This is a genomic window from Legionella sp. PC1000 (assembly GCF_014109805.1).
Lineage (GTDB): Bacteria > Pseudomonadota > Gammaproteobacteria > Legionellales > Legionellaceae > Legionella > Legionella resiliens.
The window spans coordinates 4,002,794-4,025,880 of the sequence record NZ_CP059400.1; the positions used below are offsets into that span (position 1 = coordinate 4,002,794).

Below are 23,087 nucleotides of genomic sequence, written 5' to 3' on the forward strand. Positions count from 1 at the left end.
ATTAAGAAGAACGCTTTGTAAACCACAAAATTAAGTCATCATCCAGACACAGCATAGAACCGGGATCCACAGTTTTATAATCATACGTAATTCCCAAACCATCAGGAATATAACCTCGTTGTACATACAGCCTCTGGGCCTGGCCATAATCTGCATACAGCCCTACACCAATTCCAAGTACCGGATATTTTTTAAATGCCTCAGCTTCCGCACAGTCAAGAAGAGCCGTAGCAATTCCTTTATTCCGATAAGGGGGCAAGACATTCAAATCCATAATTTCAGGAATTTTTTGCTCGCTAAATGATGGATAGGATGATTGCCATTTCAAGGTAATATATCCTGCAAAATTCGTTTCATAAAAAGCGAGCCAAATCAGGCGTTCCTGGTTTTCCTGCTCCTGCAGATAGTTGCTAAAAGTAACTCTGGGTTTTGGCCAACAGTAGGCTGCAAATTGCTCCACGATTAAGTCGATGTCTTCCTGGGTCATTAAACGGATATGCATGGGTATTGAGTTCATTTGTTGCATCTCGGTATATAGGCATAAACATATTGGCATTGATCATTCATAACAGATAATATCAATAAAAAAAGAGAAAAACAGCGAATAAAATTAGGGTTTGTTTTCATTTCGCTAACTTGAGTCAAAATGGCCTGATTTTCGAGCCCCCAAAGCACAGCATACACGGAGGATGTGAGCAGCGGAACACAGAAAATCAGGCCATTTTGACCGAAATGTAAATAGATCTATCCTTTTTCGCCCTAACGAAGGTTGTATGCCTATGTCCAACAAATCTCTGGATACATATTTAAGTTTATGTACCCAAGTCTATGATCTGAGTAAACCACTTCCGCCATCAGATGCTTGGAATTTTTATTTGAGTTACGCACGAGAAACAGAGGGACCTATTTTAGAACCCATGTGTGGTACAGGACGTTTTCTTCTTCCTATGCTGAAGGAAGGCTTTACCATCGAGGGGTTTGATGCCAGTCAATCGATGTTGGATGCGTTGCATACCAAAGCAAAAGCACAGCAGCTTAATCCTCTGGTCTGGCATGGGTATCTCGAAGCGCTCAGCCAGGCAAAGCAATATGGATTAATCTTTATTCCTAGCGGTTCGTTTGGCCTGATCGTTGATTTGGCGGTGGTGAAACATGCACTAAAAATGATTTATCATCATTTAAAAGATGATGGTATTTTTGTATTTGAAACCGAAACCTTAAATGCCCTTCCTAAAGAATTAGGCATTTGGCGTGGTTCACGTTGGTACCGTGGCGATGGGCAAATGATTTTGCTGAGCCAGTTGGCCATGCTTGAAGAAAAAACCGTTTGTTACTCCATTGGTAAATACGAGTTAATTGAAGCAAATCAACTCATAAAAACCGAAATCGAGGAATATAAAATTCGTCTTTATGATGATCCTACTCTTTTACTCAATTTGCTTCATGAAATTGGTTTTAGAACAATTCGCTTAATGAAAGCATTTGATAGGGCAGCGTCCCCAGATAAACAGGATGAAACCATTCTCTATGAATGCAGAAAATAACCCAGCGCTTTTTTGGGCGCAAAATTATCTGAATCAACAAGGATATTCTATTCAGGAGCCATTTAGGCTCATACAGAGCTCAGCCTGGGCCAAGGTGTATCAAATAACCACAACAAAAGGGGATTTGTATTTAAAACAAATACCCGAATCATTTGCGATTGAGCCTAATTTATTACTCTACTTACGAAGTTTTTTCCCGTCGTTAGTACCCGAAGTACTCGGTAATAATCTCTGCTTACGCTGTTTTTTAATGAGCGATAGAGGAATACCACTTAGAGAAATTTTTTCAATCAATTATCAAGTTGATTTGGCAAAAGAAGCACTTAAATCTTATGTACAGATCCAAACAGGCCTTATAAGTCAAATTGATGCTCTGTTGACACTTGGTGTTCCCGATTGGCGTTTGGCGAATCTGCCTGATCTCTATTTAAAGTTGCTGCATGAATCTGAATTTTTGAGCCATGATGGTTTAACCGTAAGTGAACTACAACATCTTATTTCTTTGCATCCCAAGGTTACTGCGCTTTGTCAGAGTCTTGCGCAATACTCTATTCCTGAAACAATTGAGCACAGTGATTTTCATGAGAATAATATAGTATTTCAGGCACAACATCTCACGATTATTGATTGGGGTGAAACTGTTATTTCCCATCCCTTTTTTTCTCTAATTTCTTTTTTGGTCAACATGATGCGCACCCATCATGTAAAGGAGCAAAATGAAATTTACACTATATTACGGGATACCTATTTGCGTTACTGGTATGCTTTTGAATCTCAAGAACGATTACTGGACGCTCTTGCATTAGCAAAACGCTTAAGCCCCATCAAATATTGCTTAAGTTTTTTTCGCTTAACTCAATGCCCGGGATGGTATGCTAGCGTACGTCATCAAGGACGAATGGCGCAGGTGCTGCGCGCATTCCTCCAGTCAGAAACAAAGGCGAATAAAAATTAATCCCTTTCTTTTTTATAATGGGGATGTTTCATCTTTTTGAATTCGACAATGCAATAATTTCCAATAACCGAATAGATTGGTCTTTCGAGAATCCAACAACTTTAGTGCTTTGTAGTCAAGAATCGAGTGCACAGAAAAATCGGATTTAAAACCTACGAGTTCATTAACACGCGCAAATGTTTTCTCGAAAAAGCGAATTACGGGATGTTCTGAAGCAAAATGATTCACAAATATAATTTGTGCCGTAGGCTTGGCAACACGGGTGAGCTCCTGAAGAAAAGCATGTACATCAGGAACCACGGAAGCCACATACATAGCAACAATAAAATCAAAACTGTTATCCGGAAACTCTAAATGAGCGGCATCCATAACCTTTAACTGCACCCGCTCTTCCAGCTTATTTTTTACTACCTGCTCTTCTGCCTTTTCCAACATTTTTTCAGAAATATCGATCCCGGTAATCTGCAAATCCGTACGATAAAGCGGCAAAGACAAGCCCGTACCAATACCAATCTCAAGTACGGTAGCAGTTTGCTTAGCAGCTTTATTGACTATCTCAGTACATAAAGAACGGCCAGGATTAAAAATGGAACCAAACACAAAATCGTAGAATGAAGCGTAAATATTATAAACTTTTCTTATTGAAGCTACAGACATAAGCACACTCCATAAAATGTCAATAATTTAATTAAATTATTGAGTTCTTACCTATAAATATAGGCCTTAACCGCTAAAAATAAATTGGAAAATAAGAGCGATTAACCTGCCTTTTTTAGAGTTCTATTTCCAATAATCAAATAATAACCCATGCATGCCAAACACTGGATCGCTTTGGGGCAGCCCAGCATTTTTAATCTGCTCATCAACATGCGGATGTTCTTCTGCTGCTCCATAATTCATATCAAAACCAACATCCCATGGATAAGCGCCAATGCATTTAAAGTCCCTGGATAAACTCAAGCTTTTATGCGCCACCCCTGCAGGAATGATCACTACATCCCCTTCCTTCACCTCATAAATTTTGCCTTTATCTCCTCCAAATTGGACTGTACCTTCTCCCTCAATCATAACTAATACTTCATGAGTAGTACTGTGATAATGATGATAGTCGTAAATCGAATCTACCCATGATTTACCCCAATGATTTCGACCTAACAAATCCTGAATAGCTTGCGCTGATTGATTGGTTATGACAAACGTTTGCTTGTAAAGCAATAAGGGATAACGCGAATTATTTGGAAAAAAACCAGAAGTTTGGATCAATTCATGGAGCACTTCTTGTGGGGTTACAGGTTTGACTGTATCCATTTGCATCCTTGTTACGTTATATTTTTTCAATGACCCATTTCTATGGGAAACCGGTCACTTAAGATACCTCTCAGAACAGAGAGGTATCTGGTCTTTCAATTTTTATTAAATCATGATGAGCACGTAGGTGCGGGAGGCTCGCTATCCGCACTCACTTCTTTCTTTTGAGTAGCAAAAAAACCAGGTTTTTTTTGTCTTTCTTCTAAAATTCCCTCGGCATAACCTGTGTTTGGATGTTGGCTTAGCAGCGCGTTTTGGTAAGCGACACGCTTTTCTCCTTCATAAGAATTTGGATCATCGGAAGTAAGTTGGCCTTCTGGAGAAATATAGGCAACGGATATCTGGCGTTTGTAGCCTACCGGCTTCAGTTTATTGAGCGGCACTTCCGAATTAATTTTTGCTTTACTCATCGATTGTCTCCTCTGACACTTAAGTTTATTCTGCCTTGAAACGGGTAACTTTTTGCACAACTATATCAGATCATAAACAATGAAACAATACAATTCAATTTGATCAATAATAAAAATACTGACAAAATAGCATTCAACTTAATCCAGGTTGCTTTAGTGACATGTCATTAAAAATTGATTTAAACCACCCCATATTTTTATTAAGAAATAAAATCCAGGAAGTAAGTAAAAATTTATTGGATGCATACGGATTTAGTTATTTTCAATATTTACGCTGTTTTGCAGATGGTTCGATCAATTGCCTGACGAACAATACAGGCCTCTTTGAATATTTCCAACAAATTGATAACGAGCCGGTTGTTTTTTCTTCTTTTGAAAATGAGCATGAAAACAACCATTCCTACTGGTTTCTTTGGGATGAGGAATTACCCGGTACACCGGTGCAAATTGCTCGCGAAAAATTTAATTTGCATAACGGACTCACTTTAGTCCGGCGTAGTAAAAATTATTACGACATGATTGCTGTGGCCTTACCCTATGAGCACCCAAATCCAGGCTCCTTTTATCTCAATAAATTTAAAGCAATCGAGCAATTCATTTTTGATTTTGATCTGCAAAATAAAGATTTAATCCAGGTGCTCAATAAAAATCCTGTCGCTTTGCCTGAAGCGTATCGTGATGTAAATTATAAAGAGATTTGTCTGCCTCAAGGCAGAATTTATGTTACTGGGAAAAACGGAAGCACTTACCTCACTGCTCAAGAAATAACGTGCCTCAGGCTATTGCTACACGGAGCAACTCATAAACAAATCGCCCAGATGCTTGAGCTTTCTCCTCGAACCATTGATACCTATATGTTGCGTGTTAAACAACGCACAGGATTTTCCTCAAGGATGGAAATGGAACGTATGTTGTATTTATGCTCGGCATTATAGGCCCTTTAATTTAACTGTTTTTTTTGTCCGTGTTCATTACGGACAGACAGTTTTTTTTCTTCTTTTTATACTTCATCCAAAATTTTATTTATTCAGGAGAAGTCCATGAAAATCCCAGAAAAAAAACCCGCAGAACAGCTCTTTGAACAATTTTGTGAGGGGTATGAACAACGGAACTTGCCCTTTTTACTTACCCTTTTTACCCAAAATACAAATGTTTGGGGCTCTGGACTCGATGAATATCGCGTCGGTTTAACAGAAATGGAAGAGCAACTACGAAGGGATTGGAGCCAATCAGAGCAAGGTAAGATAGAAATAATTCGCTTTGTTCCAACTCCTGATGATGCTTCTTGGGCTGCAGCAGTATGTCATGCACGAATTACCATCGAAGGTAAAGAGTATTTGTTTGAACATCTGCGTGGCACTTTAACCATCGAAAGAGAGGAGGGAGTCTGGAAGATTGCACACATGCACTGCTCTTTTCCTGATTACAGAAACGCTGATAATGGATCTTTTCCCGTAGGGAATGGATAACAAAAGATCAGGCAGTCTCATAGCCTCGTTTGAGTCTGCTATCCCTTACATACCGCGCTTTGTGCCTGAGAGATCCTCACAAAAATTAAGCAGGTAGAAATCATTTGTTACTTGAATCCTTGTCTAAGGAATGGATACCCTCTATCGCGTCAAAAAGGCTGTCATCCCTGCGTAAGAAAGGATGACAGCCTTTCAGGCATCACTATAGATGTTGAATAGGGTATTTTCCTGTTTCGATTTTGTGAGGATCTCTCAGGCTTTATGCGCAGTATCCAGAATGATGCTTTGCGGTCATGAGCCTATTTCGAAAGGCCTCACTTTACTTGTCAGTGCTCCAACCTGGTTTTTATGAGAAAACAAAAAATTTACAAAATTGTCTATACTTATTCTGTCCTGTTAATAAAAGTGACGGCTGGTTTCATGTGCATATAAAGAAAGAATGAAATTGTGTTTTTAAACTTCAACCATGAGGACAAGTAAAATGGATCTAAGTAAACGTATAGAACCAAAAACCTGGGCTTTCGTTGAAAAAATCAAGAAAGCTGGCGGTAAACCAATTTATGATCTTCCGGTAAAAGAAGGCAGGGCCATTTTTGACAAATTGCAAGAATTGCCTTCAGGAAAAGAAAAAGCTGATGTGGATATTGAAGATCGTACTATTCAACACTCTAAAGGCAAACTAGACATTCGCATTGTTCGTCCCAAAGGCTCAAAAGAAAAACTACCGGTAGTCATGTTCTATCATGGTGCGGGTTGGGTTTTTGGTGATTGGCAAACTCATGGCCGGCTTGTTCGTGAGCTTGCTGTAGGAGCTCATGCAGCGATCATATTTGTCAATTACTCTTTGGCTCCAGAGGCGCAATACCCAACTCAAATTGAAGAAGATTATACTGCTTTGAAATATATTGCAGAGCATGGTAAAGAATTGAACCTCGATTCTTCTCGTTTAGCAGTTGCTGGCGATAGCGTTGGCGGAAACATGGCGGCAGTCATGGCCCTCCTTGCTAAAGAGCGTGGCGGTCCCAAAATTGACTATCAAGTACTTATTTATCCTGTGACTGATGCCAATTTTGAAAATGCTTCTTATAAAGAATTCGCTGACGGCCCCTGGCTAACCAAAAAAGCAATGGAATGGTTTTGGGACAATTATTTACCTGACAAAGCAAAAAGAAAAGAAATAACTGCCTGTCCTTTGCAAGCGACGATTGATCAACTTAAAGGACTACCACCTGCACTGGTAATCAACGGTGAGTGTGATGTATTGCGCGATGAAGGCGAAGCTTACGAACACAAGCTTAATGCAGCGGGTGTACCGGTTACCGGACTTCGTCATCACGGCACAATTCATGATTTTCTTATGCTAAATGATCTTGCTGATACCCCAGCATGTCGTAATGCAATCGAGACAATCAGCGCTCATTTGCGTATGGTTTTTTCCAAGAAACACTAGCCATCAGGTTAAGGAATAGCTCGCTTACGTCCCGCACGACTTGTCCGCGGGATGAAAGATGAGCTCAAGGACCTAACTTAATGGCAGTAATGCTTGAGGGATATTGCTATGGGGGTATCCCTCTTTACTTTCTTAAGATAATTGGAGATCTGATATCGTTTTTTTGCTCTCAGCCGCTCTTTTTTTTATTCCTGTAAATAAAGGCTCCTCATATCCTCCTGGAATGCCATTTTTGGAAAAAACAATTTGCCATAACTGGTTCGACCGCGAACGAAAGGAGCCTGCACATGCTAATAAATAATAGCGCCACATCCGATAAAACCGCTGGTCGTATTGCTTTTTTAAATGCTCCCAATTTTGTTCGAAATGCTCATTCCACGCCATTAAAGTATGATCATAATATGCCCCGAAATTAACCCAGTTTTCCATGATAAATAATCCTTCTGAGGCTTGGCTAATTTGTTCTAGAGAGGGAATCATACCGTTAGGAAAAATATATTTATTAATCCAGGGATCTGCTGCTTTTGTAGTTATATTCCCACCAATAGTATGCAGCAGAAATAAACCGTTGCCTTTGAGACAATCGCGAACTTTTTGCATATAAGTACGGTAGTTTCGATATCCCACATGCTCGAACATCCCTAAAGAAACGACACAATCAAATTGTTCATGCATATCGCGATAATCCTGAAAGCGAATTTCTATGGGCAAACCAGAACAGTTTTGTTTTGCATAGTCAAACTGCTCTTTGGATATGGTGATTCCAACGACACTGACCCCATAATGTTCCGCAGCATATTTTGCAAAAGCACCAAAACCACAGCCGATATCCAATACATGCATCCCTGGCTCAAGTTTTAATTTCTGGCAGCTTAACTCCAATTTATTTAATTGCGCCGTATCCAGATCATTTGCATTTTTCCAATAGCCACACGTGTAATTCATGCGGCTATCAAGCATGGATTTAAATAATTCATTTCCCAAGTCGTAGTGTTTTCTACCCACTTCCAGGGCACGCTTTTTCGATTGATGGTTAATCAGTTTGAGCCATATTAATTTCGGCCATAACCACTTATCAGTTTTAATTTTTTGGTCAAGTTGGGCCTGGAGAATGCGGGTAATAAATTGGTCGAGGCTTTTACAGTCCCACCATCCATCCATGTAGGACTCACCAAGTGCTAAAGAACCCTCATTAAAAACGCGCTGGTAGAATGCTTCATTATTAATTTGAATGTCCCAATCTTCATTTCCATTGGGAGTAATTCCTGCTGAATGCAAAAGGTCCGTAACAATTTTTTTTATCTGCTGATTCATGAATAGACTCTTCCCTTTGAACTACACAATTCAAGAATGTATTAAGTGAGTAATTTTTAACGGGTCATCTTACTCAACTTATCCTGTAAAAAAATAAATACTTCAAATAACAAAATCATTAATACAATATATTTTCCATACATCACAACATTATCCATTATAAAATTTGCGTATCCATTTTGTTTGTATAAAGCGAGTGAGAATGAATAGTACATTCCTAAAGTAAAAATTCGCGTCCATTGTGAAAGATTATAAACAAAAATACCCCGAATAAAACCCGCAATTTTTATTCGATAATACATTTTGATTAAACCCATTCCCTCAACAAGAGAAATAATATACTCGTATCATATTCCATAAATTGGTGAGCTCTGACTAGGCTTCATTTGAAGTGGTATCCTATTCATTCTACTCATTTCATTTTAAAAAAATTCTCTTTTGGTGCAAATTGCTCATTGCCATCAGACTTTATTAATAACCACTCGCAGTGCCTGCAATTTTAAAGTGGTACTGTGAATGGATTCTTCACTTTCAATAAGTTGTCTTTTGTAAAAGACAATCTCGTCTTCTCGTATCGATGGATTAATGCTTTTTAATGCTTCAAGCCGATTCACCTCATGAGTAATACTCTCTTTCATCTGGTTTATAGCGTGTTTGATGATCTCTTGAAGTTGCCCTTCAGCTGCTTTTTTGCTCTGCGTTAATATGGTCTCAAGATCAGCATGAATCTGCTGAATAATTGGGTAACCTAAATGACGTTTAACAGGCTCACACATTTGATTCAATTGTTTGTAATCCAAAATGCTGGAAAGATTCTTTCCAGAAACATCCATGAGCACACGAATCGGTGTGAGCGGCAAGAAGCGATCTAATTGCAAATTTTTTGGTGCGGCACAATGGGCTGTAAAGAATGATTCCAAAAATAAGGTCCCAGGCTTAATGCTTTTTATGGAAATAGTGGCCAAAGTTGCATTTCCCAACTCGGAATCCAGGATCATTTCCATACATTCGCTGACTATAGGATGTTCCCAGCTTAAGAACTCAACATCTTCACGCACCAGAGCTTTAGAGCGAGAATAGGTTACCGTAACACCATCTTCTTTTAGTCCTGGGAAATGACTTATTTTCATGTGATCCGTTGGGCGCAATATTTCCGTAGCTTCAGAATGATACTCATGGTCAATACCGTACTCCTGAAATACTTGTGCCATATAATTTTCCAATTCCAAGAAATTTTCCTCTGCCTCTATGGCAGCAATTAATGCCTCTGCTTGAGGTGCGTTACATGAATTTAATTCCAATAGCCGATCTCGACCTTCATGAAGGGCCTGATTTATCTGCTCCGCACGCGTCTTTGTCTCTAAAATTAGTTTATCGAGCGCACCCTTATTTGTATCGACTGTATCAAGAATTGGCAGTAATTCATTTTCAAATTCTTCATAAAGTGTAAATCCAATAGAGCAACTTCTGGTAAATAAATTAATTCCTTCGTGATACCAACGAAACAACTTCTCTTGTACGGTATGCAACAGATAAGGAACATAAATTTCAATACTATGTCGCTGACCTATGCGATCGAGTCGACCAATACGTTGCTCTAGCAAATCAGGATTTAATGGTAAATCAAACAATACTAAATGATGAGCAAATTGAAAATTTCGCCCTTCACTCCCTATTTCGGAACAAACGAGCACCTGGGCTCCATTTTCTTGTTCCGCAAAATAAGCTGCAGAGCGATCTCGTTCAATAATTGATAATCCCTCATGAAATGAGGTACTGCGAATTCCTCTCTTTAATTTTAGATGCTGATCTATAGCAATCGCTGTATTTGCCTTGGCACAAATAATTAGGATTTTTTTGGGGTGCAGTTCATTAATTTTGTTTACCAACCACGTCACTCGAGGATCATTTTCGAGCCATATCTCTTTATTCAAGAGTTGTTCAGGATAAAGCTTCCTTTGACCTTTATGCTCCTCTACAGAAGAATAAATCTCGGGGCATTCCAAAGGACAGGGGTGTACGTGTCGCTCAGGAAAGCCTTGAATCGCTGCACGGGTATTGCGAAATAGTACGCGTCCTGTTCCATGCCGATCTAATAAATCTTTAATGATCTGATTCATGCTCAAGCCCGTTATCTCGCCCAAATAAGCTTCCAGCTGAGCCTTATGTTTCGCGCTCAAGACATCTGTCGAAGCCTGCTCCCCATAAGCCATCAGTTCTTGTACGAGTTTATTGATGTGTTGGTATCCTTCTTCCTCTTTTTTAAATGCAGAAAAATTATAAAATCGTGAAGGGTCAAGCAATCTTAAGCGAGCAAAATGACTGGCGATCCCTGCTTGTTCGGGTGTTGCAGTCAAAAGCAATAAACCTTTACTTTGCCTCGCCAACTCTTCAATGCATTCATACTCAGGGCTTTTTTCTTCTTCGGACCAATGTAAGTGATGTGCCTCATCAACAACAAGCAAATCCCACTGACTGGTCATCGCCTGTTGGTATGCTTTTTCATTTTCCATGAGAAAATCCAAGCTGCATAAAACCAATTGCTCGTTTTCAAAAAGATTCTCTTCAGCTGTACCGAGCTGCACCCCGTCTTCTTCATCGAACTCATACAGAAGTTCATAGCGTTCTGCATCGATGATTGAGAAGTACAAATTAAAACGTCGAATCAGCTCGACAAGCCATTGATGAATCAAAGTTTGTGGTACTACAATCAATATTCGCTGGGCGCGGCCAGTACCTAGCTGATAATGAATAATCATACCGGCCTCTATGGTCTTGCCAAGTCCTACTTCATCTGCAAGCAAAACTCTTGGGGCATGGCGTTGTGCTACCTCACTGGCTATATAAACTTGATGTTTGAGATGACTGGTTCGTGAACCCAATAATCCCCTGACTCCAGATTGCTGTAATCTGCTGGCATGATGCAAAGTATCTATTCGCAATTTAAACGTATTTAGCTTATCAAGCAAACCACTAAAAAGTCTCTGTTCCGGAGTATTTAACTTGATACAGCAATCCAGGGAAAGTTCGCTAATCTGAAACTCATTGCCTGCTTCATCTGCTCCTGTATAAAAAAACAACCCTTGACGCTCTTCAACATGGGTGACACACATTTTTTGTTGGTTCGATGTCGTTATTTCTTCACCTTCTTTATAAACGATGCGGCTCAGCGGAGCACTGTCTATAGAGTAAATGCGTTCCTCGTCGGCAGCAGGGAAACTCACGCTCACCTGCCTACCATTCAAATCAATAATAATCCCTAAACCAAGGTGTGTTTCTGTGTTACTTATCCAGCGTTGGCCAATACTAAAAGTCATAAAAGAATCATCTTATCGTGTTAAGTGCCACTAAAATAATCAAAAAATTAAATAAACACAACTTGACTTGTATCCTTTTTTTAAATAGCATGGCTCGAATTTAAACAACCCTAGGGGTGTCACTATGGAATCAAAATACAATAAAGAGCAATATAGAAGAAGGGATGAAGAGAAATATAACAGTGAGTATGAATATGACGAGCCAACACGACATCAAACACGTAAACAAGAAGAAGTACCTGTAGACCTTTGGGATTTATTTTTGGGAACTCCAAAGCAAAAAGAAGTAATGTGGAAGGTAACCAAAGAAGAAATCGTAAGTAGTTTTGAATCCGCAAAAGGTTTTGTACCTGGCTTCTTCGCTCCCTTTACAAGTAAAAAAGAATTTGGCGTTGTCGCTACAACTCCAGTAACCCTGCCTTTAGCTGCTGGTCTTGTTACGTGTGTTGCAGCAGTGGTTGCTGCTGGAGCTGCATTGACTGCTCTTGGAAGTTTAGTGTTTGCCGCGGGGTATGGTTTAGATGGTTTACGCAAGGGCCATGAAGAGTCAAAAGAAAAATCACATGCTGCACTCATATTTGCTGCAAAAGCAGGTATTATTGCTGCTGTGTGCGCTGTAGTTACCGTTGCTGCGGCCCTATTAACCCTTATAACAGGTCCAATAGCTTTGGCTTATTTGACGTCTCGTTCGATCGCTACTGGTTTTGCTAAAGCGAGCGAACTCATCTCTTCGTGTAGTTCTACAGACGATCATGAATCTACTCATTCCTCGTATAACCCTAGCTCCATGTAACTAGGTAGATTTAGTTGGGCTAAAAGGCCCAACTAAATGATACAACTAATTTTTTCGCACTCGCCAAATAATTTTTTTGCTGGGTCAAGGTTGTCATTTACCCAAAAAGATAAATTTTGCTTGTTTTTTCCCCTTGTTCTGGTTAAAAATAGTAGGCACAGGAAGATTATTCAACAGAAAGGAATTCATATGGCTACCAATGAAGAAGAGCTTCAGCAGCTTATCGCGATTGACACCCCCAAGGAAACAGAACTCGAAGAATTGCAAAAAGCACCGGTAGAAGAAATACAAACCAAGTTACAACTCATTAATACCGATACAGAAAGCGACAAGCTCCAAAAAATTACCATAACCAAAGAAATATTCGAGCAAATCAGAAAAAGCCTGCAAGATACGGTTAAAAGTATGGAAAAAAATCCAAGTATTTTCTCACGTGCAGCAGAATACTGGGGTGAATTACCGCTTTGGCAGAAAATTATTGGGGGTGTCGCTTTAACGGTTCCTACGTTAATCATAGGGATTGTGGCACACATTGGTTTTCTTTTGGCCATTTGTGGTGTTACTGCCGTTACTTATACAGCCGGAGGACTCATTCTTGATGATCATCATAAATGCAGTACCAGTGCTGTCGAAAGCTTGCAAAAAGGTATTTTAGGTTTGGCTGATCTTCTTGAATTAACCATTAATGCCCTGGATATTATTCGCCAACAATTAGCAGCAGAAATTCAAAAATTTGCCAAAGAAAATGCACAACTTGAAGAACATATTGAGCAGATAAGCAAGCAAATTGATGCGATAGACAGAGAGGTTATGGCTACATCCAAAGTAAATGCGGCGTTAGGTGAAACCAAAGACGGATTAGAAGCCGTCTCTGGTTTACTCAAAGAAGAAGTGACCCAACAAGTTGATTTTTTAAAGCAAAACCAAGAGAAATTAGATCGTATTACTGAAGCATACAACAGTAGCCAAAAAGAATTATCAGATAGAGTTTTTGAGGTCCAAAAGGTGCGCACAGAGCTTGGGGAAGATCTTAATCGAGCTAAAGCGATGATCGATACGCTACACCTCGCCATATCCCAATTATCAACTTCTGCCATTGGCAATGAAGAACAGCGCAGAGCGTTTCAAGAAAAACTGGATGTCTTCATAAAGAATAAAGAATCGAGTTTCCTTTTAATCGCCGATCGTATTTGTGATGCGGAACGAAAGCTTGCACTGGTGCAAAAAGAATTAGAAAATTCGAATGTACGCTATCACGAACTCCTTAAAATACAGGAACGACACATAGACAAGCTGCAAACGTTGAGCACACCACCCGATCAGGCACCCCAGGTGACCCCAGTTGGTGAGCTATTAAATAAGAATGGGTTCTACGCAGTAAAACAAGAAATGCCGCTTTCTGGGACTGAAATTAGAACATCACTCGAAGCGACCATGTAAATATGACTCCTATCTCCTGCCCCCGCCTCCATATGTTTGCTTAACCTGGAGAGGGGGATTTCTTAAGATGCTCCATAAACCACAGCATATTTTAAAAAACATGCTTTATTTCTTTTCACCTTCTAAAGTCAAATTATATGCCTCCAAAGCGGCTTTGACTGCGGCACGTTCGCTGATTCGTTGATACCATTCCAGTAAATGAGCAAACCGCTGCGCATCAATAGTCTGCTGGTAAAAAATTTGAAAACAGTAAATCCAAGGCCAAATAGCCATATCCGCAATGGTATACTCCACACCACCTATATACGGGCATTGTGTCAATTGTTTTTCCATAACACCAAGCAAACGATCACTTTCATCTGCATAACGTTTCAGTGCATAGGGAATTTTTTCCGGTGCCCGGTGAAAATGGCCTAGTTGGCCAAACATAGGTCCTATATGTGCCGCTTGAAAAAAACACCATTGCAAAATCGTATATTTCTCTGCCAATGATTCAGGTAAAAATTTACCGTGCTTTTCTGCAAGATATTCCAATATGGCAACACTTTCAAACAAGTAAAAATCTTTTTGCGAATCATATAAAACCGGGATTTTATTATTCGGTGAAATTTTTAAAAATTCCGGATTAAACTGTTCCCCTTTAGAAATATCAATTAATTTAATCGTGTAAGATTGAGACAACTCTTGAAGCATAATTGTCGGTTTAATACCATTAGGCGTGCCCAATGAGTATAAGGTATACATAAGAACCTCCTTGTTTTTTATTCTCGACTTGAAAGCACCGAGTTGATTTTCTTCGGCTAAACCCTGCCTGATTAAGGACAAGATAGACTATAATTCTAAAGAAACCCAGTTATTCTTTGGCTAATCTTAGAAATCATATGCAAAAAAGGACTTTAACATGAGCTTCAAAGACAAAGTGGCTATTCTTGGCAGTTCCCGTACTCCTTTTGTCAAATCACAAACTTACTATTTAGGAAAGTCCAACCAGGATTTGCTCGGTGCGGCCTTAGCTGATCTCATCAATAAAAACACGATCCAAGGCGAGTTATTAGGTGATTTTATTGCAGGAGCAATAATGAATCATCCTTTTGATTGGAATTTGGCTCGTGAAACTGTTTTAGGAAGCTCCCTTTCTCCTGAAACGCCCGGATTAACCATACAACGTGCCTGTGGTACTGGTTTAGAAGCAGTTAACCTTATCGCCCTAAAAATTGCTAGCGGACAGATCGCAGCAGGCATCGGTGGAGGAACAGATACGAATTCAGATATTCCATTAATTGGCCAAAGAAGATTGACCCATTTTTTAATCAAATTTCAAAATGCTAAAGGAGTTATGGAAAAACTGAAGGTACTCAAGGAATTCCGGTTAGGTATGTTAAAGCCCGAAGTCCCAGAAGTACGTGAGCCTCGAACAGGCTTATCCATGGGTGAACATTGTGAATTAATGGTTAAAGAATGGCAAATTTCCCGTAAGGATCAAGATGAATTGGCACTTCGCTCACATCAAAATGCCGTACAAGCCTATGACGAAGGATTTTATGAGGATTTGATTGCACCTCTTGATTCCTTAAAACGAGATACAATCACCCGCAAAGATACCTCTTTAGAAAAATTATCTGCCTTAAAACCCTCATTTGATAAATCAGATAAAGGCAGTTTGACCGCAGGAAACTCCACCCCCCTCACTGATGGCGCTTCCGTTGTTTTATTAAGCACTCCTGAATGGGCAAAAAAACATCACCTGGAACCCCTCGCTTATTTTGCGGACTGCGAAGTGGCTGCGGTAGATTTCGTGCATGGCGCAGGCCTATTAATGGCACCAACCATTGCGGTTTCGCGTTTGTTGGCACGGAATCGACTCAAATTGCACGATTTTGATTATTATGAAATTCATGAAGCTTTTGCCGGACAGGTGCTCTGCACTTTAAAAGCCTGGGAATCTGCTGAATACTGCCAAAAAGTTTTGAACCTCAATAAACCTTTAGGGAGTATTGATCCGCAAAAAATGAACATTAAAGGAGGTAGTCTTGCCCTTGGCCATCCCTTTGCAGCTACAGGCGGACGATTAGTTGGTGCCGCAGCAAAAATACTTGCCAATAAAGGTCATGGACGCATTCTTCTAAGTGTCTGCACTGCAGGAGGGATGGGTGTTGCGGCGATTATTGAACGTTAGCCCGCTTCTCGGGTAATACGATTTTGTTTCTACGCCGCTAATTTATCACGAGTTAATTAAGATGTACGTATTGGCTTCTGCCTCGTGTATTCTTTCAGAGTGCAGTTGCCTCGATTTAGCAGCAAAAAAATTACTTGCCAGATAAGCACTTGCCCCCACTGTTGAAGAAACCGCCTCCGTCACAGCTAAAGGAGGATTTTGCGTGGCGCCACTCGGCTTAAAGAAAAAACCACCGCCATAAGTAGCATGTAGCGCGGCATCAACTGATTTTTTGAGTAAAACGTTCAAATTTTCAAAATATAGAGGTACAGTAAAGTTACTCTCGCCCAAATCGATTGTTACATTAAAAGGCTGGGTTATCACTGCCCCATTATAATGCTCTCCAAATACTTTTTCTTTTCCGCTAGGAGGGTAAGTAAAATCAGGAAAAACCTTGCCTGAAAAATAAAGAACCGCTGCGGCAACTGCATTACTGAGCATGGCTGTGGATATTGAGCTGCTAAAGGCTTCAGCACTCACATAAAGATATTCTTTTAACTGAGGACTGGTAATTTGAATTCTTTTACTGTGCGCATAAAAACGTCGTTCTTCCCTGTTTTCTTGCCAATGATTAATATTGGCACCTAAAGTTTTTAAGACAATACCTGAACCAATACACATGGCGCTGATTGAGCTAACCATGCCTGAACTCACATACTCAGTCAGATTATAAGCAGGAGTGTCATTATTTACCTGGTTACTGTAAGACACAGGGAGCCATTCATGGACATAATAATTCAAATTGGTAACATTGATCCCTAGAGAAAAATTACCGACAGCATGCACCCCCCCGTAGTATGCTGCATTGACTTCCTGTAAAGGAAGCACATTAGATAGCGCATAGGCAGCTCCGCCAAGGGTACATGCCAGTGTACCGCACGTGTTCATGGTATCTGCTACTACATGTACGGTTGTATCTAAAACCCAATTGGTTGCCGTCCAAAATTTATCCGCCCATCCCATAGCTACATCCTTTTTAACAAAATTAGCTTCGACATTACTTATATTTTTTAATTTCGCATGTATCTACTTGTATTTCTGGGGGTAAGCTTCCAAAGAAGCCTAATGAAAATGAATAATCCCAAATCAAAATATCAACACAATATTTGATTGCTATCAGAACATATCTAGTGCAGCCGGTCAATTGGTTGCAAGCTGAACTTAAGATGACGTTTAAAAAAACAAAAGGATATGGACTTTGTTACTTGCTAAAAATGACGCAAATAATAATTCAATTCATCTGCACGGTTGGTAAAAAGCCAGTTTACTCCTCGATTTAATTCTCTGTATAAGCTGTATTTAGAATCTATCATACCCACACCGACAATTTTTTCGGCTGCTTTGAATCGGTTAACTATTTTGTTGTTGATCAAAAAATAATGGCCAAGTACGCCACCATAATCCTCATTTAAGCTGGTTTTACAAAATTGATGCACATTACAATGCGATGCAACCAGCAAAAGAGCATCCTTGGGGAATTGTGACAATGAATAAAAAATTGCAGAATCCAGAGTTAACAAATGATAATTTTCACCCGCAGATAACCCATTTAAAGCTTCTACTAAAAGATCCTCATCCTGAAAAGGTGCTTTTAATTCAATCAGCAAATGCATACTCTCCCCGTAGGCAGCAACCACCTCATTAAGCGTGGGCACATCGGGAACCAGAGCCCGCAGTTCATTAAAGCTCAGGTCAGTAATTGCGCGATCCTGTTTCCAGAGGCGCTTTAAAGTAGCATCATGATTTACCACCAGGACTTTATCTGCTGTTGTGCGCACGTCAAATTCAATTCCCCAGCATTTCAATTCTTTCGCCGAATTAAATGCAGCAAGTGTATTTTCAATAATCCCCTCTGCATGATTATGGGCACCTCTATGTGCAATCAAACGAGCGGACTTAACGGTTTCCATCGGGGGTTTATCCCTGGGAATGACGGCAAAATAACCATCCACTGTTTTTTCTAATAAATTAAGTAACACGACACAATTCCTGATATCTCTATATATGTATAGTCATTCTATGTTGGTAAAATTGAAAACGCAAAAATACTGATTTCTCTTGCAATTTGTGTAAAAATAAGGGGTTTTTAAATCTATGATTGGGATATGCCTTTAATTACCACCAATATTAATCGGGTTATCAACGACTTACGTGAAGGGAAACCTGTAGCCATACCTACAGAAACTGTCTATGGTTTAGCCGCGCCTATTAATAATGAAAAGGCCATTAGAACAGTTTTTGTGATGAAAGATAGACCATTAAATCATCCCTTAATTGTTCATGTCCCACAAAACTGGGATATCAATACCTTGGTTGAAGACATTCCTGTTTATGCGCAACAACTCATGAAAAATTTTTGGCCTGGTCCTTTAACTCTGGTCTTGCATGGCAAGCGCAATCAAATCGATCCGTTAATTACAGGTGGCCAGACTACTGTCGCCATCAGATGTCCGGCCCACCCCATAGCCCAGGAATTATTGACACAATTAGGTATCCCACTGGTTGCGCCTTCAGCCAACCCCTTTGGAAAAGTCAGCCCTACTACCGCGCAACACGTTAGCGAATCATTTCCTAACCTAGAGTTAACCATATTAGATGGGGGCCGTTGTAGCGTAGGCATTGAATCGACCATCATTGATGCGACGCATGCAGAAAACTATCAAATTTTACGTCATGGTCTTATTGATGAAAAAACTATAGCTAAAGTAATTGGGCCCCCCTCCTTTCACCTTGAGAGTACCCTACGTGTTCCCGGGAAACTGGAAAGCCATTACCAACCCCAAAAAATCTTATATTATTTTGCCAGTTACGAAGCTCTTGCCGATTTTTGCCAAAAAAATCCAGCAGAAGTGTATGTTATTGCAAGCAAACGGCCAATGAACATCCGTGAAGAGCATTTCCATCTTTTGGCAGATCATCCCGAAAAAGTGGCCTTTGACTTGTATTATCAGTTAAGGAGAGCGGACGCAGCCGATGTTCAAATCATTACAATCGAACTTCCCCCTGAAACAGGAAATTGGCAAGGAGTGAGAGAACGCATTTTAAAAGCAGGGACTCCTTATTCCAGCTAGCCTGGAAGTGAAAAGGGTCTATTTACAATTCGCTCTCTTGAGCCAAAATGCTGCGATTTTAGAGCACCGAAATGGAGCATACACGCAGTATGTGAGTATCGGAGGTCATAAAATCGCAATATTTTACCCAGGAAAGTAGGATTGAAATCTGAAAAAGCCATTGACAGTTCAGCAAAATATGAGTAACTTAGCGCCCAATGCCGAGGTGGTGGAATTGGTAGACACGCTAGCTTCAGGTGCTAGTGGGGGCAACTCCGTGGAGGTTCGAGTCCTCTTCTCGGTACCATTGATAGGTTTTTAAACTTTAAACTACTCTATTTTACCTCACCTGGTTTCGTTGTTGGCGAAGTGGTGTCCGGTGTAGTTGTTGGTGCAGATGTTGATTGAGGAGTAACTGCTAGGTTATTCGAAAAAAAATCAATACCAATGCACTTTCCTAGGTTGTTCCCCCATGTTGATATGTTTTTATCATCTATGTTTGCGGGTAATTCTGAATAAAATTTTGTTTTACATTTATCAAAACTTACCGAAATTAATGCCACACATTTATCATAGCTTATATTAGCGTTTGCAAGCAGTTTATTCGTCTTCGCATCATCTACTAATTGCCGGCACATTTTCGCTGGGGCTTGCTCTTTAAAAGAGGCTAACCATTCATCTTTAGTCAGGCTCTTGCTAGAGTCAGCCAAAACTATTGTGGAAAACAATATACTGCTCATCCCGATTATCCCAGTTAAACTTTTATTGGACATGATGGTTATTTCCTTAAAGGTATTAATAATAAGGATAGACATAAATGTTATATTTTTCTAAAACAAATCGCACATCTCATTTTTGTGTAAAATGAATTCGCTTAAGGTATTATTAGACCCATTCTATAGGGAGGTTCTCATGAAAATCATTATCAGTGGTGGAACAGGATTAGTTGGTCAAATATTGGTGCCTGAGTTACTTCATTCTGGACACGAAATTTATGTCATAGGACGAGATGAGGAAAAAATTAACCGTACATTTTCAAGTTCAGTTCATGGAACCACTTGGGCTAAACTTAATACATTAAACCCCAACGAATTTGATGTGATTATTAATTTGGCGGGTGAAAATATTGCCGACCATAGATGGAGCGCTAAAACAAAAGAGACGTTACTTTCAAGTCGAATTGAAACAACTAATCAATTAGTTCTTTGGGGTATAAAGGCCGACACTAAAAAACCTCACTTATATAATGCAAGTGCTGTTGGCATTTATGGTTTGCAGAAGATACTGGCACAAGACCATATTACATTTACCGAAACTACTCCCCCCATTGACTCTCCTGAAACCAGTTTTGCAAACCGCCTGGTTACTCAGTGGGAAGAGGCTGCAAAAAAAGGGTTTGATGGAGGCATGCCTGTTACTCTAATGCGTTTTGGCGTCATTCTAAAACGGGGTAAGGGAATGTTAAAAAAACTGGAGTTGCCTGCTCGATATGGAATGGGGGCTGTAGTTGGTTCTGGAGAACAACCTCTGGCATGGATTGATAGCACCGACCTCGTTGAAGCCATCTTGTATTTAATAGCACACCCAGAGATTACAGGCCCAGTGAATCTAGTAGCACCTGAGAGTGTATCGCAAAAAACATTTACCAAAACATTCGCCCGGGTACTGAAAAAACCGGCTTTCTTATGGATGCCGGCATGGATTACACGACTTTTATTTGGTCAAATGGGTGAGGAGTTATTATTGTCAGGACAAACCGTTGCACCTCAGCGGTTGTCAGAATATCAATTTAACTTCAAATACCCCACTTTATTATCTGCTTTAACTAAAGAATTTGGAGGTTAAATTATTATGAGTCTTCGCTTATTGTCCTTAGATGAAGTCAAACAAAGCATCACCATGAGTCAAGCAATTAAGGCAATGGAACATGCATTTATTCAATTAGCAAAACAACAAGTTAAATTACCTTTAAGAACAGGTATTATTATTGATGAAGAAGATGCGCTTACTTTAACCATGCCAGCATATCTGGCTCAAGACAAGGCTTTAGGCTTGAAGGTAGCCTCTATTTTTCCTAAAAATAGTGCACTTAACAAGCCCTCTATCACTGGTTTTATCATGTTACTTGATGCCAGTACTGGCGAACCCAAGGCACTCATGGACGCAGGTTATTTGACCGCTCTAAGAACCGGGGCAGTTTCCGGATTGGCAACTCAATATTTTGCAGTAGATAACGCAACCCATGTTGCAATCATTGGCTCAGGGGTACAGGCAGAAACACAACTTCAAGCTGTTGCAACGGTGCGTGATATAAAGCAGGTATCGGTATGGTCAAGAAACATACAGAAGGCAGAGCAATTTGCAACAAAGTTCGCCAGCCAATATGCTATCAATGTATATGACCATATTCCTGACGCAATCAAGAATGCAGATATAATCTGCACTGCGACGGGCAGTACTGAACCATTAATTCATTTGCAAGACCTACAGCCTCATGTTCATATTAATGCCATAGGTTCACACACCCCCAATATGAAAGAAATAAGCAGTGATGTACTTAGACATGCTGTAGTGATTGTTGATCAATGGAGTGCTGTTATGGCTGAAGCAGGCGAAATTATCAGTGCGGTCCAGAAAAAGCAGTTAAAGCAAGAGGATGTCATTGAGATAGGCGATTGGCTAATACACAAAAATACAGACTTCAAAAACCAAATTACCGCATTCAAATCTGTAGGGCTTTCAATACAGGATGTAAGTGTCGCTTCGGTTGTTTATCAGAATGCCATGAATAACAAATTGGGAACCCTATTTGCATTAACATAAGTTTGAGATAAGCGTGTAGCCTGGGTTCCGCTGCGCTGCACCCAGGCTACATTTCTTAATCGTGAATAGGTACAATTATTTAATTTCACCGAGTGCCTCACCTAAACGGATTGCACTTCCTGCTCTTAACGCTTCATTCCAATGTACTTGCATATCGTTTGCAAACAGCAAGACAACGGTTGATCCCAATTTAAAATAGCCCATTTCATCGCCTTGGGCCATTACCCTTTGTTCTTTATCCTGATTGTATTCAAAATCAACACGAGTCTTACTCCGCTTGATATCCCCATGCCAACTGGTTCCTATCGCGCCAACTATAGTTGCTCCAACCATCACCATAACCATAGGACCTGTTTCGGTGGAAAAAAAGATAATCAGTCGCTCATTGCGCGCAAACAGTCTGGGTACAATGCGAACCGTTGAAGGTTGAACTGAAAATAAAGCTCCTGGAATATAGGTCATCGAGGTAATTTTAGCATCCATAGGCATATGCACACGATGGTAATCTTTAGGTGACAAATACAAAGTAACAAAATGTCCGTTAATAAATTGAGAAGCCACATTGTTATTACATGCTAAAAGATCCGCCACGGAATAATAACGACCTTTTGCTTGAATTAATTGACCCTGCTCTATAGATCCTATTTCACTCACACAACCATCTACAGGTGAAATAATATCCGCATCCGCCAAGGGCCTACATCCTGGTTTTAGCTGACGAATAAAAAAATCATTAAAACAGGAATATGCAGTATGATCTTCGATCAAAGCCTCACTCATATTCACCTGATATTTACTTATAAATCGTTGAATGATGTAATTTTTTACTTTGGTATTTTTTACTTCAGCCAAACAACCAGCAAGGCTAGTAAGCCCATGTTGAGGAATCAGGTATTGGGGCAATGTTTTTATTAAATCAAAAGACATGTGAAGCTCACAGCATTCTAAAAAAAAGGAATCATAACCTATACTTCCAGCGGTCACAAACATGGTCGTGAT

At 39.9% G+C, this 23,087-nt stretch carries 23 protein-coding genes and 1 tRNA gene; 12 read left to right on the forward strand and 12 right to left on the reverse strand.

Annotated features, from left to right (window positions below):
- Position 1 precedes the first annotated feature (1 nt).
- Positions 2-517 carry a GNAT family N-acetyltransferase gene (locus FOLKNPGA_RS17560; RefSeq protein ID WP_182351104.1) on the reverse strand — a complete coding sequence of 172 codons (516 nt, stop codon included), beginning with the start codon at positions 515-517 and terminating at the stop codon, positions 2-4.
- A 262-nt stretch (positions 518-779) separates the two neighbouring features.
- On the opposite strand from FOLKNPGA_RS17560, the gene FOLKNPGA_RS17565 reads away from it, so the two are divergent.
- Together FOLKNPGA_RS17565 and FOLKNPGA_RS17570 are read left to right on the forward strand one after the other, a co-directional pair.
- A complete protein-coding gene (locus tag FOLKNPGA_RS17565) occupies positions 780-1,544 on the forward strand; it encodes a bifunctional 2-polyprenyl-6-hydroxyphenol methylase/3-demethylubiquinol 3-O-methyltransferase UbiG (protein ID WP_182351105.1) in 765 nt (254 codons plus the stop codon).
- The gene (locus FOLKNPGA_RS17570; RefSeq protein WP_182351106.1) at positions 1,528-2,499 is read left to right on the forward strand and encodes an aminoglycoside phosphotransferase family protein; all 972 of its coding nucleotides are present in this window, start codon (positions 1,528-1,530) and stop codon (positions 2,497-2,499) included. The genes FOLKNPGA_RS17565 and FOLKNPGA_RS17570 overlap by 17 nt, the downstream gene beginning before the upstream one ends.
- A gap of 12 nt (positions 2,500-2,511) precedes the next feature.
- On the opposite strand, the gene pmtA is transcribed toward FOLKNPGA_RS17570, so the two are convergent.
- The 3 genes from pmtA to FOLKNPGA_RS17585 all read right to left on the reverse strand — a co-directional run bounded on the left by pmtA (position 2,512) and on the right by FOLKNPGA_RS17585 (position 4,217).
- Entirely contained in the window at positions 2,512-3,156 is a 645-nt protein-coding gene (gene pmtA, locus FOLKNPGA_RS17575; protein WP_182351107.1) for a phospholipid N-methyltransferase PmtA, read from the reverse strand.
- A 123-nt stretch (positions 3,157-3,279) separates the two neighbouring features.
- Positions 3,280-3,807: a cupin domain-containing protein gene (locus FOLKNPGA_RS17580; RefSeq protein ID WP_182351108.1), complete on the reverse strand. Its 528-nt coding sequence runs from the start codon at positions 3,805-3,807 to the stop codon at positions 3,280-3,282.
- Positions 3,808-3,917: 110 nt separating this feature from the next.
- Positions 3,918-4,217, reverse strand: a complete 300-nt coding sequence (locus FOLKNPGA_RS17585) for a hypothetical protein (RefSeq protein WP_182351109.1) — start codon at positions 4,215-4,217, stop codon at positions 3,918-3,920.
- A gap of 161 nt (positions 4,218-4,378) precedes the next feature.
- Between FOLKNPGA_RS17585 and FOLKNPGA_RS17590 the strand changes: the two genes are divergently transcribed.
- The 3 genes from FOLKNPGA_RS17590 to FOLKNPGA_RS17600 all read left to right on the forward strand — a co-directional run bounded on the left by FOLKNPGA_RS17590 (position 4,379) and on the right by FOLKNPGA_RS17600 (position 7,136).
- Complete coding sequence (locus tag FOLKNPGA_RS17590) at positions 4,379-5,152, forward strand: LuxR C-terminal-related transcriptional regulator (RefSeq protein ID WP_182351110.1); 774 nt, start codon at positions 4,379-4,381, stop codon at positions 5,150-5,152.
- Between the two features lie 105 nt (positions 5,153-5,257).
- A complete protein-coding gene (locus FOLKNPGA_RS17595; RefSeq protein WP_182351111.1) occupies positions 5,258-5,686 on the forward strand; it encodes a nuclear transport factor 2 family protein in 429 nt (142 codons plus the stop codon).
- Between the two features lie 481 nt (positions 5,687-6,167).
- On the forward strand, positions 6,168-7,136 hold the full coding sequence (locus FOLKNPGA_RS17600) for an alpha/beta hydrolase (RefSeq protein ID WP_182351112.1): 969 nt from the start codon (positions 6,168-6,170) through the stop codon (positions 7,134-7,136).
- 132 nt (positions 7,137-7,268) lie between these two features.
- Here the strand turns inward: FOLKNPGA_RS17600 and cfa are convergent, their stop codons facing one another.
- From cfa to rapA, 3 genes are all read right to left on the reverse strand, one after another.
- Positions 7,269-8,450 carry a cyclopropane fatty acyl phospholipid synthase gene (gene cfa / locus FOLKNPGA_RS17605; RefSeq protein ID WP_182351113.1) on the reverse strand — a complete coding sequence of 394 codons (1,182 nt, stop codon included), beginning with the start codon at positions 8,448-8,450 and terminating at the stop codon, positions 7,269-7,271.
- 56 nt (positions 8,451-8,506) lie between these two features.
- Complete coding sequence (locus FOLKNPGA_RS17610; RefSeq protein ID WP_182351114.1) at positions 8,507-8,752, reverse strand: hypothetical protein; 246 nt, start codon at positions 8,750-8,752, stop codon at positions 8,507-8,509.
- 159 nt (positions 8,753-8,911) lie between these two features.
- Positions 8,912-11,767, reverse strand: coding sequence for an RNA polymerase-associated protein RapA (gene rapA / locus FOLKNPGA_RS17615; protein WP_182351115.1), 2,856 nt, complete (start codon positions 11,765-11,767; stop codon positions 8,912-8,914).
- 124 nt (positions 11,768-11,891) lie between these two features.
- Here rapA and FOLKNPGA_RS17620 point away from each other — a divergent pair, with 124 nt between their 5' ends.
- Together FOLKNPGA_RS17620 and FOLKNPGA_RS17625 are read left to right on the forward strand one after the other, a co-directional pair.
- Positions 11,892-12,560, forward strand: coding sequence for a hypothetical protein (locus FOLKNPGA_RS17620; protein ID WP_182351116.1), 669 nt, complete (start codon positions 11,892-11,894; stop codon positions 12,558-12,560).
- A gap of 189 nt (positions 12,561-12,749) precedes the next feature.
- On the forward strand, positions 12,750-14,000 hold the full coding sequence (locus FOLKNPGA_RS17625; RefSeq protein ID WP_182351117.1) for a LegC2/C7 family Dot/Icm T4SS effector: 1,251 nt from the start codon (positions 12,750-12,752) through the stop codon (positions 13,998-14,000).
- A gap of 105 nt (positions 14,001-14,105) precedes the next feature.
- On the opposite strand, the gene FOLKNPGA_RS17630 is transcribed toward FOLKNPGA_RS17625, so the two are convergent.
- Positions 14,106-14,744: a glutathione S-transferase N-terminal domain-containing protein gene (locus FOLKNPGA_RS17630; RefSeq protein WP_182351118.1), complete on the reverse strand. Its 639-nt coding sequence runs from the start codon at positions 14,742-14,744 to the stop codon at positions 14,106-14,108.
- A gap of 157 nt (positions 14,745-14,901) precedes the next feature.
- Between FOLKNPGA_RS17630 and FOLKNPGA_RS17635 the strand changes: the two genes are divergently transcribed.
- Positions 14,902-16,176, forward strand: a complete 1,275-nt coding sequence (locus FOLKNPGA_RS17635) for an acetyl-CoA C-acetyltransferase (RefSeq protein ID WP_182351119.1) — start codon at positions 14,902-14,904, stop codon at positions 16,174-16,176.
- Between the two features lie 45 nt (positions 16,177-16,221).
- On the opposite strand, the gene FOLKNPGA_RS17640 is transcribed toward FOLKNPGA_RS17635, so the two are convergent.
- Both FOLKNPGA_RS17640 and FOLKNPGA_RS17645 read right to left on the reverse strand, forming a co-directional pair.
- Positions 16,222-17,178: a hypothetical protein gene (locus FOLKNPGA_RS17640; RefSeq protein WP_182351120.1), complete on the reverse strand. Its 957-nt coding sequence runs from the start codon at positions 17,176-17,178 to the stop codon at positions 16,222-16,224.
- A 245-nt stretch (positions 17,179-17,423) separates the two neighbouring features.
- Complete coding sequence (locus FOLKNPGA_RS17645; protein WP_182351121.1) at positions 17,424-18,194, reverse strand: glycerophosphodiester phosphodiesterase family protein; 771 nt, start codon at positions 18,192-18,194, stop codon at positions 17,424-17,426.
- Between the two features lie 126 nt (positions 18,195-18,320).
- Here FOLKNPGA_RS17645 and FOLKNPGA_RS17650 point away from each other — a divergent pair, with 126 nt between their 5' ends.
- Complete coding sequence (locus tag FOLKNPGA_RS17650) at positions 18,321-19,286, forward strand: L-threonylcarbamoyladenylate synthase (RefSeq protein WP_182351122.1); 966 nt, start codon at positions 18,321-18,323, stop codon at positions 19,284-19,286.
- 199 nt (positions 19,287-19,485) lie between these two features.
- Positions 19,486-19,572, forward strand: a tRNA-Leu gene (locus tag FOLKNPGA_RS17655).
- 28 nt (positions 19,573-19,600) lie between these two features.
- Here FOLKNPGA_RS17655 and FOLKNPGA_RS17660 read toward each other — a convergent pair.
- Entirely contained in the window at positions 19,601-20,038 is a 438-nt protein-coding gene (locus tag FOLKNPGA_RS17660) for a hypothetical protein (protein WP_182351123.1), read from the reverse strand.
- A 139-nt stretch (positions 20,039-20,177) separates the two neighbouring features.
- Between FOLKNPGA_RS17660 and FOLKNPGA_RS17665 the strand changes: the two genes are divergently transcribed.
- Together FOLKNPGA_RS17665 and FOLKNPGA_RS17670 are read left to right on the forward strand one after the other, a co-directional pair.
- A complete protein-coding gene (locus FOLKNPGA_RS17665; protein WP_182351124.1) occupies positions 20,178-21,110 on the forward strand; it encodes a TIGR01777 family oxidoreductase in 933 nt (310 codons plus the stop codon).
- Between the two features lie 6 nt (positions 21,111-21,116).
- Positions 21,117-22,088, forward strand: a complete 972-nt coding sequence (locus FOLKNPGA_RS17670; RefSeq protein WP_182351125.1) for an ornithine cyclodeaminase family protein — start codon at positions 21,117-21,119, stop codon at positions 22,086-22,088.
- Positions 22,089-22,163: 75 nt separating this feature from the next.
- Here FOLKNPGA_RS17670 and asd read toward each other — a convergent pair whose 3' ends face one another.
- The gene (gene asd, locus FOLKNPGA_RS17675) at positions 22,164-23,015 is read right to left on the reverse strand and encodes an archaetidylserine decarboxylase (RefSeq protein WP_182351126.1); all 852 of its coding nucleotides are present in this window, start codon (positions 23,013-23,015) and stop codon (positions 22,164-22,166) included.
- Positions 23,016-23,087 lie beyond the last annotated feature (72 nt).